The organism is Cobetia sp. 10Alg 146, from assembly GCF_029846385.1.
Lineage (GTDB): Bacteria > Pseudomonadota > Gammaproteobacteria > Pseudomonadales > Halomonadaceae > Cobetia > Cobetia marina.
This window is the reverse complement of the sequence record NZ_JARWKT010000003.1, coordinates 435,804-448,283: the sequence shown is the minus strand read 5'-3', so window position 1 is coordinate 448,283 and position 12,480 is coordinate 435,804. Positions and strand designations below refer to the sequence as shown.

At 61.9% G+C, this 12,480-nt stretch carries 11 protein-coding genes; 9 read left to right on the top strand and 2 right to left on the bottom strand.

Features of this window, described 5'->3' with window-relative positions; all coding sequences use genetic code 11:
• Positions 1-25: 25 nt before the first annotated feature.
• The 9 genes from QD172_RS07950 (at position 26) to QD172_RS07910 (ending at position 10,172) form a co-directional block, all read left to right on the top strand.
• On the top strand, positions 26-1,516 hold the full coding sequence (locus tag QD172_RS07950; protein ID WP_279855410.1) for an aminotransferase: 1,491 nt from the start codon (positions 26-28) through the stop codon (positions 1,514-1,516).
• A 3-nt stretch (positions 1,517-1,519) separates the two neighbouring features.
• On the top strand, positions 1,520-2,644 hold the full coding sequence (locus QD172_RS07945) for a pyridoxal-phosphate dependent enzyme (protein WP_279855409.1): 1,125 nt from the start codon (positions 1,520-1,522) through the stop codon (positions 2,642-2,644).
• Positions 2,645-2,743: 99 nt separating this feature from the next.
• The gene (locus QD172_RS07940) at positions 2,744-3,733 is read left to right on the top strand and encodes a cyclodeaminase (protein ID WP_279855407.1); all 990 of its coding nucleotides are present in this window, start codon (positions 2,744-2,746) and stop codon (positions 3,731-3,733) included.
• A 156-nt stretch (positions 3,734-3,889) separates the two neighbouring features.
• Complete coding sequence (locus QD172_RS07935) at positions 3,890-4,753, top strand: HAD family phosphatase (RefSeq protein WP_077375310.1); 864 nt, start codon at positions 3,890-3,892, stop codon at positions 4,751-4,753.
• Between the two features lie 4 nt (positions 4,754-4,757).
• A complete protein-coding gene (locus tag QD172_RS07930; RefSeq protein WP_279855406.1) occupies positions 4,758-5,768 on the top strand; it encodes a DMT family transporter in 1,011 nt (336 codons plus the stop codon).
• Positions 5,769-6,032: 264 nt separating this feature from the next.
• Positions 6,033-7,520: a SulP family inorganic anion transporter gene (locus QD172_RS07925; protein ID WP_077375304.1), complete on the top strand. Its 1,488-nt coding sequence runs from the start codon at positions 6,033-6,035 to the stop codon at positions 7,518-7,520.
• 244 nt (positions 7,521-7,764) lie between these two features.
• Positions 7,765-8,655 (top strand): universal stress protein, encoded by an 891-nt coding sequence (locus QD172_RS07920; protein WP_077375301.1) that lies wholly within the window; start codon positions 7,765-7,767, stop codon positions 8,653-8,655.
• A gap of 288 nt (positions 8,656-8,943) precedes the next feature.
• Positions 8,944-9,303 (top strand): RidA family protein, encoded by a 360-nt coding sequence (locus QD172_RS07915; RefSeq protein WP_279855404.1) that lies wholly within the window; start codon positions 8,944-8,946, stop codon positions 9,301-9,303.
• A 92-nt stretch (positions 9,304-9,395) separates the two neighbouring features.
• Positions 9,396-10,172 carry a hypothetical protein gene (locus QD172_RS07910; protein WP_279855403.1) on the top strand — a complete coding sequence of 259 codons (777 nt, stop codon included), beginning with the start codon at positions 9,396-9,398 and terminating at the stop codon, positions 10,170-10,172.
• 635 nt (positions 10,173-10,807) lie between these two features.
• On the opposite strand, the gene QD172_RS07905 is transcribed toward QD172_RS07910, so the two are convergent.
• Together QD172_RS07905 and QD172_RS07900 are read right to left on the bottom strand one after the other, a co-directional pair.
• A complete protein-coding gene (locus QD172_RS07905) occupies positions 10,808-11,740 on the bottom strand; it encodes a hypothetical protein (protein WP_279855402.1) in 933 nt (310 codons plus the stop codon).
• Between the two features lie 9 nt (positions 11,741-11,749).
• On the bottom strand, positions 11,750-12,289 hold the full coding sequence (locus tag QD172_RS07900) for a heavy metal-binding domain-containing protein (RefSeq protein ID WP_240499664.1): 540 nt from the start codon (positions 12,287-12,289) through the stop codon (positions 11,750-11,752).
• Between the last annotated feature and the right edge of the window lie 191 nt (positions 12,290-12,480).

Below are 12,480 nucleotides of genomic sequence, written 5' to 3'. Positions count from 1 at the left end.
CCTTGTGGACCATTCGGAGAGTCACATGAGCACCGATAACACCCAACGCCAGTCTGTCGGCTTCGATGACAGCATCAGCACCGACGAGCTGATTCGCCGTGACCGCAAGGTCACCTTCCATGCCTCCACCCACCTGCGTGATTTCGCCCAGGGCGATCTGCCGGGCCGCGTGATCACCGGCGGCGAAGGCATCCGCATCCGTGAGCGCGACGGGCGCGAGCTGATCGACGGCTTCGCCGGCCTTTACTGCGTCAACATCGGTTACGGGCGCACGGAAGTCGCCGATGCCATTCACGAGCAGGCCCTCAAGCTCAGCTATTACCACACCTATGTCGGCCACTCGAACGAGCCGCAGATCGCGCTGTCCGAGAAGATTCTCGAACTGGCCGGGCCTGACATGTCCAAGGTCTATTACGGCATGTCCGGCAGTGATGCCAACGAGACCCAGCTCAAGCTGGTGCGTTACTACCACAACGTGATCGGCAAGCCGGAGAAGAAGAAGGTCATCTCGCGCTGGCGCGGCTATCACGGCTCCGGCATCGCCTCAGGCTCGCTGACCGGCCTGGCGGCCTTCCATGATCACTTCGATCTGCCGATCGCCGGCATCCTGCATACCGAAGCGCCGGACTACTACCGTCGCCCCGCGGAATGCGCCGAGATGAGCGAGCGTGAATTCTCCGCCTGGTGTGCCGACAAGCTCGAGGCGATGATCCAGGCCGAAGGGCCGGAGACCATCGGCGCCTTCATCGGCGAACCGGTGCTGGGCACCGGTGGCATCGTGCCGCCGCCGGAGGGCTACTGGGAGGCCATCCAGGCCGTGCTCAAGCGTCACGACATCCTGTTGATCTGTGACGAGGTGGTGTGCGGCTTCGGGCGCATCGGCAGCCAGTTCGGCTATCAGCACTTCGGCATCAAGCCGGACCTGGTCACCATCGCCAAGGGCTTGACCAGCGCCTATCAGCCGCTGTCCGGGGTCATCGTCGGCGACCGCGTGTGGAAGGTGCTGGAGCAGGGCACCGGGGAATTCGGCCCCATCGGCCACGGCTGGACCTACTCCGGCCACGCGCTGGGCGCAGCCGCCGGTGTCGCCAACCTGGAGATCATTCGTCGTGAGGGCCTGGTGGACAACGCCCGCGATACCGGCGCCTATCTGCAGAAAGCCATGAAGGCAGCCTTCGCCGATCACCCCATCGTCGGCGACGTGCGTGGCATCGGCCTGCTGGCGGCGCTGGAGTTCTCACCGCAGCCGTCAGAGCGCAAGGCGTTCGATTCCGCACTCAAGGTCGGCCCGCGCATCTCGGCGGCGGCACTCGAGGAAGGGCTGATCGCCCGTGGCATGCCCCAGGGCGACATCCTCGGCTTCGCACCGCCGCTGGTGATCACCCCCGAGGAGATCGATGACATCATCGCCCGCGCGCGTCGCGCCGTGGACAAGGTGCATCAGGAGCTTCTCGACAACGGTGATCTGGCCTCTGGTGACCCCGCTTCTGGTGACCCCGCTTCTGGTGACAAGTAGGCCATGGCATTGACCCTGCCCCCGCTCAAGCATCCACGGGAAACGCCGCTGGCGCTGGCTGATATCCATGCCGCGCGCCAGCGGCTGTTTCATTCATCGACGGCCACCGGTGTCGAGCGTACGGCGCTGGTGCCATCCCCGGCGCTGTCGCGACGCTTCGATGCCGAGATCCTGCTCAAGCTGGAAACCCGTCAGCCCACCGGCGCCTTCAAGCTGCGTGGTGCCAGCAACCTGCTGGCGGCCGTGGCCGAGCAGACGTCGGGGGATGCCGTGACGCGCCTGGCGCGCGGCGTGACCACTGCCTCCACCGGCAATCACGGTCGGGCGCTGGCCTATGCCGCGATGCGCCGTGGCTTGAAGGCCATCATCTGTCTCTCCGAGCAGGTACCCGCCAACAAGGTACGGGCCATCGAGGCGCTGGGCGAACTGGGCGGTGCCTCCGGCGGCAGCGTCGAGGTACGCCGTGTCGGCCGCAGTCAGGACGAGGCCTTCCGGGAAGTCCATCGGCTGGTCGAGGAGGAGGGCATGCTGGCGGTGCCGCCCTTCGATGACCCGCTCATCGCGGCCGGTCAGGGCACCATCGGGCTGGAGCTGCTGGAGGATTGCCCGTCGCTTGATCACGTGCTGATCGGGCTCTCCGGCGGTGGACTGCTCGGGGGTCTCGGGGCGGCGCTCAAGGCGATTCGCCCCGAGACCCAGGTGCATGGCGTCAGCCTCACCGAGGGCGCCGCCATGTGGCACAGCCTGCAGGCGGGCGTTCCGGTGGAGGTGGAGGAGGTCGCAAGCCTCGCCGATTCACTGGGCGGCGGCATTGGCCTGGACAACCACACCACGCTGCCGCTGGTGCATCGCGTGATGGATCACCACCATCAGGTCAGCGAGCGCGCCATCGCCCGCGCCATGCTGATGCTGCTGGAGGAAGAGAAGCTTCTGGTGGAGGGCGCTGCGGTGGTCGGGCTTGCCGCGCTCGAGGCCTCGCGGCGAGGCGAGACCGACCCTGCGCTCGCGGAGTCGATCCGTGGCCAGCGCGTCGCGCTGATCATCAGCGGCAACGGCGTCAGCCTGGAAACGCTCGATCAGGCCAGAGCGCTGCTGGCAGACGCTCAGGGGCAAGGCCAGAACGCCTGAAGACACCAGAACGCCTGAAGCACCAGAACGCCTGAAGACACCAGAACGCCTGAAGACAACAGAGCGCTCGATGACACCCGAACCCCCGGAGGAGGACGCATGACGGAACCGACTCAGGACAGCATGCAAAGTTATTCACGCGAACAGATCGCCGAGGTCGTGGGGCTGGATACCACGGCACTCAAGGCCATTCGTGATGCCTTCATCGCGTTGGGGCAGGGCAAGGTGGTGCAGCCGCCGATCCTGTCGATGGCCATCGAGGAGGCCAACGGCGAAGTGGACGTCAAGACGGCCCACATCCAGGGGCTCAAGCACTTCGCGATCAAGATCAGCCCCGGCTTCTTCAACAATCCCGCCCGCGGCCTGCCGAGTCTCAATGGCCTGATGGTGGTGTTCTCCGCCGAGACGGGCCTTGCCGAGGCGCTGCTCAATGATGGCGGCTATCTGACGGCGGTGAGAACCGCGCTGGCCGGTGCCGTGGCCGCCGATGCCCTGTCTCGCCCGGACAGCAAGCGGATCGCGCTGATCGGGGCCGGTGAGCAGGCCGGCCTGCAGCTGGAGGCCTTGCGGCTGGTGCGCGACATCGAGAGTGTCGATGTCTGGGCGCGGGACAAGCAGCGTGCCGAGACCTTCGCGCGGGAGACGGAGGAGCGCCTGGGGCTGACGGTGCGCAGTCATGACAGCCTGCATGCGGTCTGCCAGAACGCCGATATCATCGTCACCGCCACCCCCTCGCGAACGCCGCTGCTGGACTACTCGATGCTGCCGGAGGGCGTGCATGTCACCGCGATGGGCTCCGACAGCCCCGAGAAGCGTGAGCTGGAAGCCGATGTGCTCCTCGAGTGCGATCATTTCGTGTGTGATACCCGCGCCCAGTCCGAGACCAACGGCGAGCTGAAAGGGCTGGAGGCCGAGCAGGCCAGATCGCGTGACGTGCATGAGCTGGGCCGTCTGCTGGCCGAGGGGCGTGATCTGCGTTCAGGCGGGTCGGCCCCGGATACCTGCATCACGGTGGCGGATCTCACCGGTACCGGCGTGCAGGATACGGCCATCGCCAGCCTGGCGCTCTCGCGGCTCGTCCGGCGTTAGTACGGGAAGTGTCGGTACGGAAAACGTCGGTACTGGCAGCGTCAGCGCTGGAGCGCCTGAATGGTGCGGCGGACTTGCCCGCAGCGTCGCCGCATGCGAGGGTCACGCAGGTGACGGCAGGAAGCCGTTGACGCCCCTTGCCACTCGGAGCCTGTCGTGACTCGTACCTCGTCCTCATCTGCCGCCCGGCCGCGTGCCCTGAGCGCTGCGCCCGATGTCGAGATCTGCCGCACACCGCTGGCGGATCTCTGCGCCGACTGTGACGCCGTGACCCTGCTGCCGCCGCTCTCGCCGCCGGAGGAGGGCCATGTGCGCCACCACTGTGCGCTGGATGCCCCGCTGGCGGTGTTCGATCTCGACGATACGCTGCTCGACGGCGACTGCACCGGCATGTGGATGCGCTGGATGGTCGCCTGTGGCTGGATCAAGGATGTCGATGCCTTCATGGCCATCGGCGAGCGCCATCAGGTGCAATACCATGCCGGCACTCTGGACATCCACGAGCACACCGGCCATCTGCTCAGCCCGCTCGTCGGGCGGCATCGTGATGAGGTGCGTCGCGAAGTCGATGATTTCGTGGAAGAAATGGTCATGCCGCGACTGCTGGAAGGTGGCATCGCGCGGCTGGCCGAGCACGGTGAGGCCGGCCATCGCACCCTGATCATCTCCGCCTCCATGCATCATCTGGTCGGGCCCATCGCCAGTCGTCTGACCGCCGATGGGGCGCTGGCCACCCATCCGGCCTTTGATGAGCAGGGCTGCTTCACCGGAGCCACCAGCGGTATCGTCACCTTCCGCGAAGGCAAGCTGGCGGCACTCGATGACTGGCTTGCGGGTGCCGAGCGTATCCATCGCACGCCGCAATCCCTGTGGGGCTATTCCGATTCCCACAATGACCTGCCCCTGCTGGAGCGGGTCGATTTCCCCCACGCCACCCAACCGGACGCACCGCTGCGCCAGCTGGCCGAAGCGCGCGGCTGGCCAGTGGTTGACTGGCGCCTGTCGCGCCTGTCGGACTGACGTCATGAACCCGCTGGCCGGGCGAGAGGCCGCCGCCCGCGCCTCGCGGCAGGCGCGGGGCGTGGCGATGACGGCCTGCGGGGTACTGTTGATCTCGCCGGACGCGCTGCTGCTGCGACTCGCCGATGTCGCCGATGGCCCGCTGGTGTTCTGGCGCGGTCTGCTGACGGCCATCGGCTTTGCACTGCTCCTGCTGGCCCTCCAGCGCGGCACTCCCGCACAGCGCATCACCAGCGCCCTGGCGCGCATGCGTGGCTGCGGACGTACCGGCGTATGGGTCGCGCTGCTGTTCACCGGCTCCACCCTGGGTTTCGTGCTCGCCAACCAATACACCCGCGCCGGCAACGTGCTGATCATCCTCGCCGCCAGTCCGCTGTTCGCGGCGCTGATGTCGCGCCTGTGGCTGGGCGAGCGTCAGCCACGCCATGTGTGGGGCGCGATTCTGGCCTCGCTGGCGGGCATCACGCTGCTGGTGCTCGACGAGGCCGGCAGCGGCACGCTCACCGGCAACCTGCTGGCGCTGGGCTGCAGCCTGTCGCTGGCCGGCAACTTCACGCTGTGTCGCACGCGCCCGGGGCATGACATGAGCCCGATGCTGACACTGTCCGGGCTGGTCACCGCGCTGTGCGGCCTGCTGGCGTGCCTGTGGAGCATGACGCAGGGCGGCGGTGACGTGCTGACGCAGCTGTGGCCTTCGCACGGTGCCGATTTCGCCCAGCGCGCCGGCTGGCTGGTGCTGCTGTGTCTGGTGCTTTCGCCGCTGGGCTTCACGCTGATCCAGCGTGGCCCGATCTATCTGCCTTCCGCGGAAGTGGCGCTGCTGATGTTGCTGGAAAGCGTGTTCGGCATCCTGTGGGTGTGGTGGGTGCTGGAAGAATCGCTCACCCCGCGTGGCTGGGCGGGCGGTGCACTGGTACTGGGCGCGATGCTCATCAAGAGTCTGATCGACCGCCGTCACCGTCAATCGGTGACGGCGAGCGCGCGTTCTGCGGATGCGTCCACCGGTCGCAGCTGATACAATCCCGCCCATCCCCGAGTTTATTCACTGTCAAATGACAGCCCTCTGGACGCCTCACGGCGACCGGAGCGAATAGCTCATGGCGCGAAGAAAGCCACAGGGCGACCGGAAACGACAGCGGCATCACGACGCAAGCCAGGCGCGAGCGGCACTGCCCCTGACGGCAGCGATGAAGATTGCCACAACCGGACGCCAGACTGACTCGACAGCGCCAGGATTCAGCACGCACACCACCTTCCCCAACCTGTTGCGGACGACTCGATGACAAGCAGCCTCAAACAGCAGTGGCTTTCCAACCTCCGGCCCGACATCCTGTCCGGCTTGGTGGTGGCATTGGCCCTGATCCCCGAAGCCATCGCCTTCTCCATCATTGCCGGTGTCGACCCCAAGGTCGGCCTGTATGCCTCCTTCTCCATCGCCGTGGTGACCGCCATCGCCGGTGGCCGTCCGGGCATGATTTCCGCCGCCACCGGTGCCATGGCACTGCTGATGGTCGACCTGGTCAAGGACCACGGCCTGGAGTACCTGCTGGCCGCCACCGTGATGACCGGCGTGATCCAGGTCATCTTCGGCTACTTCAAGCTCGGCTCCCTGATGCGCTTCGTCTCGCGCTCGGTGGTCACCGGCTTCGTCAATGCACTGGCGATCCTGATCTTCATGGCCCAGCTGCCGGAGCTGACCAACGTCACCTGGCACGTCTATGCCATGACGGCCGCGGGCCTGGGCATCATCTATCTGCTGCCGCTGGTGCCGAAGATCGGCAAGCTGCTGCCGTCGCCGCTGGTCTGCATCATCGTGCTGACCCTCTTCGCGATGGCCGTCGGTCTGGATATCCGTACCGTCGGTGACATGGGCGAGCTGCCGGACAGCCTGCCGGTGTTCCTGATTCCGGACATCCCCTTCAATCTGGACACCCTGTGGATCATCCTGCCGTACTCGCTGCCGCTGGCGGTCGTGGGCCTGCTGGAATCCCTGATGACGGCCACGCTGGTCGATGATCTGACCGATACGCCGTCCGACAAGAACCGTGAGTGCAAGGGCCAGGGCGCGGCCAACGTCGTCACCGGCTTCCTCGGCGGCATGGCGGGTTGCGCGATGATCGGTCAGACGATGATCAACGTGAAGTCCGGCGGTCGTACGCGTCTCTCCACCATGGTGGCGGGTGTCGTGCTGCTGATCCTGGTCGTGTTCCTCGGCCCGTGGGTCTCGCAGATTCCCATGGCCGCACTGGTCGCGGTGATGATCATGGTCTCCATCGGTACTTTCTCCTGGCAGTCGATCCGTGACCTCAAGAGCCACCCGATGTCCACCAACATCGTCATGCTGGGGACCGTGGCCGTGGTGGTCGCGACCCACAACCTGGCGATCGGCGTGCTGGTCGGCGTGCTGCTCTCGGCGCTGTTCTTCGCCAACAAGATCGGCCAGGTGCTGCATATCGGCAGCGACATGAATGCCGATGGTCGTACCCGCGAATACCGCGTGGTCGGTCAGGTGTTCTTCGCCTCCAGCGAGCAGTTCCAGGCCGGTTTCGACCTCAAGGAGACCGTCGAGCGTGTCGTGATCGACGTCAGCCGAGCGCACTTCTGGGACATCACCGCCATCGGCGCGCTGGATACCGTGGTGGTCAAGTTCCGTCGTGAGGGGACCGAGGTCGAGGTACGTGGCCTCAACGAGGCCAGCGCCACGCTGGTGGATCGCTTCGCGGTGCATGACAAGCCGGACGCGGTCGAGAAATTGATGGGTCACTGATCACGCACGATTGACCCCGCGCGATCGAGGCACTTCGCTTGATCGCGCCGCGTGACAAGGTCAGACGGCGGGCAGTCCTTCACGGGCTGCCCGCCGTTTGCGTTCATGGGGTCGGAAAGTGGTAATCTCGAAACAGGCCGCGCCGGCATCGCGGGGGGAATGTCACTCCTCCTTCTGCGTCGCCCCGGTCGGCACGCCATCTCCGTTGTCAGTACTTTTTGTTGTCAGCACAAGGAAGCCCGCCATGAGCCAATCCTCTGCCAGTGCCGCGACAGGCCATGACAAGGTCACCGCCTGCATTGACGGCTCCGCCTTCGCCGCCCCCGTGTGTGACGCCGCCGTCTGGGCCAGCCAGCGCCTGTCGGCACCTCTCAGCATCCTGCATGTGATCGACCGCAATGAAAGCGCCGAACCCGCCAATGGCGATCTCTCCGGCAGCATCGGTCTCGGTGCCCGGGAGCACCTGCTGGAGGAGCTCGCCACCCTCGATGAGCAGCGTGGGCGCATCGCCCAGGAGCAGGGCCGCCTGATGCTGGAAGCCGCCTGTGAGCGCGCCACCCAGGCCGGTATCACCGAACCACGCCCGCGCCAGCGCAATGGTGAGCTGGTCGAGACTCTGGCCGAGCTTGAGGACGAGATTCGCCTGCTGGTGATCGGCAAGCGCGGGGAAGGGGCGGAGCAGGCCAGTGAGCATCTCGGCTCCAATCTGGAGCGCGTGATCCGCAGCCTGCATCGTCCCGTGCTGGTAGTGCCGGGCGAGTTTCAGACGCCGACACGCGTGTTGATCGCCTTCGATGGCAGCGCCACCATCAAGCGTGCCATCGAGGTGCTGGCGGCCAGCCCCTTGCTGCAGGGCGCCGAGCTGCATCTGGTGATGGTCGGCGCGGACTCGGTGGAGCATCAGGCTCCGCTTGAGACCGCGCGTGACACCCTCCAGTCAGCGGGCTTCAACGTGCAGGCCAGCCTCAAGGCCGGTGAAGTGGAAGCCTGCCTGCGCGAATACGCCAAGGAGCACGCCATCGACATGCTGGTGATGGGCGCCTACGGCCACTCGCGCATCCGTCAGTTGCTGGTCGGCAGTACCACCACCGAGATGATCCGTAATGCCACGGTGCCGCTGCTGATCCTGCGCTAGCACGTTCAGCACACGCCCTGCCGGGCAATGAGAACGCCGCGCCTTCCCGTGTCATGTCGGGATGGTGCGGCGTCATCATTTCCGCCCCTTGGGCAGTGGCCTCAGATACGCAAGGCAGAAACTCTCACGACGACTGGAAAATACCCCGCAGGTCGCGTTGCGCCGCTCGCCGGAATCTGGAACGCTGATGGCCGCTTATCCTCATTGCGCGCCATGCCGCTGAGGGGCTTTCCCTTACGCTGGTGCGTCTTTCACCACTCCAAGAAGAACGGCACAAGGACACTCTCCATGAGCGATATCCAACGTCACGACACCAAGGCACGCATGAGCCGCGCCGTCATCCATAACAACACCATCTACCTGTGTGGTCAGGTCGCCGGGCCGGAACAACGCTTCAGTGATATCACGGACCAGGCCAACAGCATGCTCGCGCGTGTCGATGCGCTGCTGGAAGAAGTCGGCACCGACCGCGAGCACCTGCTCTCCGCCACCGTCTATCTCAAGACAATGGACGACTTCAAGACCTTCAACGACATCTGGGACACCTGGGTGCCACAAGGCCACGCCCCCGCCCGCGCCTGTGTACAAGCCGCCATGGCCAGCCCGGAATTGCTGTGTGAAATTACCGTGGTCGCTGCCGTTAAGTAACTCGCAGTATGGTTTTTCTAAGCCCGCCAGAGATTTCTCTGGCGGGTTTTTTTATAGTTTATTGTGTTTTCAGTTTTTAATGGGAGGTACGTATGGAATTTTTTTCTCGTTTATCCAGAAACCGACATTTTACTAAATTAAGTAGTATGACTTTCAGGTCACTAGAGTTTTTTGCTGGAGCGTTTTTTGGTTTTGTAATAGTTGTTTATCTAATTGGTATGTTTGTAGTGCCTTGGATTAAAGGAGGTTTAAGTTGGGACTATCTTCAGAGTGTTTGGTATAGATGGCAGGGGCTAAATGTAGGTGTTCTAGCTTTTCTATCAAGTATTATTATTTACATCTCTGCTAAGTATAGTGCTGAAGCTCAAAGGAAACGAGAGTTTGAAGCTTCTAAGGCATTTTTAAGTGAAGCTCTAAGTGAGCTTGTCAGTTTCTATAAACAGAGTGCACTCCAATATAAAAATGTGTGGGATGGCAATCATAGACTAATTGATATTGAATATCCCAATAAATATAGAGGTGTTTTTAAAGATTGCATAAGACATTCAGATCCACAAGTAAGTAAGTTTTTATGCAGTTATTTGGTTGATCTGCAAGTACATAATGCTAGGCTATCTGATGCAAGAGAGTATGCAAGAGCTAATTCTGAGTATAGTTCAGACATGTTGGCATCTAATTTTTTGTTGCTTGGAAAATTATATTCTGCTAATGATAGATTATTCGATGTTGCTAGAAATGAAGATTATGATTTATTTAGTTCCCTTACTCTGCAAGAGTATATGAGGTCCTATAGATTGCTGAGTATCGATTACAATAGAGTTGTAACTGGTGGTAATAGTCTCGAAGTATACGTGAAGAGGAGCCTATAACAGATTTAAGTTTGATTTAAAACTAACATGAATTGTTTTGATTTTTATCCTTAGCTAGCACTAGGAAGTAGCATGTCGGACTATGTGTCTTCAAGATATATACATTCTAGTTGGGATATTCAGCAAGCGCTTTCAGCATTGACTTTTTTGATGGATGAATATGAGCCAAATGAAGTATGCAGCAGATTAAATATCAGAAAACTTAAATGCTTTGAGAATACATTAATAATTTCACTGTGCAGGCCTTTTAAAACAGGAAGAGGGCGAGCGTCACTTGAGTTAGAAAAGTAGGTGTTACTCTCTCTGATGATGAGGTTTCCTTAATTGAAAGGGTGATGTGGTTAAGAGATAAAATAATAGCTCACTCAGGCGAATAAGCAATGGAGTATAGAGTTACTTCTTTTCAAGTATTCGAAGATAGTCCTATTAAATTTGTTTCTGAAGATTTCCCCGGATATCTTTATTTTGGTCAAGATGATCATAATAAAATGGACTTTCTTCTCAGAAGAGCAAGGTTATCTGTAGTGGAGCATAAGTTTAAATGCGCACAGAATTCGTATGAAATATTCGATATTGTAATGAAGAGGATTAAATAATTCATTTTAGTTTTATTGTTGTAGTTTACAGCATCAGTTTCAATAGTTTAATTTAATGATCGACTCATACCTCACCCATTCCCGATAAAACTCGTCCAATCGTTCTGTCTCGCTGAGGTGTGATGCCTCGGCGAGGCGTTCGCGTGCGTCTAGGGGCAGCATGGCGATGCGGGCGTCGAGGTCGTGGGCATGGCGGGGGTTGCGGTATTCGAGGTCCAGCCCGAGCGGGGCGGTGGCGAGGCCAACGAGGACATGGCCGTGGCGGTGGGCGATGGAGACGTGAAAGCCTGATGGCAGTGCAGGGTGATGGGGCGCCTGGCCACGTGGTGACCAGTCAGCCAGTGGCAGCACAATGCCTTGAGCAGCGGCGAGTTCACCGAGCAGCACGCGGGCGAGGTGGGATTCGGCTTCACGTTGCTGGCGACGGCGGGCCTTGGCAGATGACACGGGGGTGTCCGCGTTATCCACATCCGCATGGCGTGAGCGCAGCGAGTGGCGGCGGGGAGCCTCAGCCGAGGAGCTGGCAGAGGGAGCAGCCGAATCAGCACAAGACGTAGGCAGCACACAGGCCTCGGCCAGCCACAGGCGGGCTGGCCGAGAGGTGGCGTCAGAGCTGTCATTCGGCAAGTCGCGCACAGCGCTGCCAGTCGCGGACGCCAGGGCGGCGGCGAGGGCATGGGGATCATGCGAGATCAGCGGTTCGCCGTTGGACAAGTCGGCGCTCGGCGAACCGGTGCTCAGTGAACCAGTGCTCAGCGAACCTGTGCTCAGTGAACCAGTGCTCAGCGAACCTGTGCTCAGTGAACCAGTGCTCAGTGAAGCGGAGCCATGCGATACCGCATGCCCCAGCACCACGCAGCGGTAGGCGGGGTGATCGGTCGGGCGCGCCGCAGGAGTATCCGCCGCGCGCGCCGAGCTGCCTTCGACCGGCTCGCCTGTCTCACTCACATCCTTGCCTTCCCTGGCCGTCATGATGGCGAATCAGTTCTTCGGATGCAGGATCACCAGATCCCCGCGCAACGCGACGCCCGCGACGACATTGCCCGCGTGGCACTCGTACTTCTCGCTGCTGGAGTAGGGCACGTTGTCATAGTCGCTGCGAATGTTGATGACCGCATTGGCCCCGTATTCCCGCGCCTTTTCCTGCAACTCACGCAGCGCCGACAGGAACACCCAGCGGCAGGCCGCGGCATCGCTCTTGTTGGTCGCGTTGGTCTTCGGGTTCACACGTGCCCAGCCACGCTTCTCGATGCGCTCGTAGGGCTGCTTGTCACCGAAGAAGAAGGCCACATCCTTGCCCAGTCGCTGACTGGCCGCGGTGCTGGCCATCACCGGCATGATGGGCAGGAAGTGCTGCGTATCCCGCGCCTGTGCCGGCGCGGAGGCCAGCAGCCCGGCCGCGCCGAGCACCAGGGCGGACACCAGCACGCGTCCCCGCGACAGGCGGCCGGCCGGCGCCGTGCTGGCGTGGGCCATGGGGTGTGACGAGGAAACGAACGACTGAGCAACGGATGACGCCATCTGACACCTCTCCTGACAGGGTTTGACTGGCTCGACGCCAGGGAATATCGCCTTCATCCAGCCAACGGCGTGAGCCAATCACACCATAGACCATGCAGCGGGCGCGTATCTTGCGCCAGTTGTGACCCGCTGCAAAGTCGTCTGGTGGCGACAGTCACGCACCCAATGACCCCGAGGGCCGTGCGGGCGTC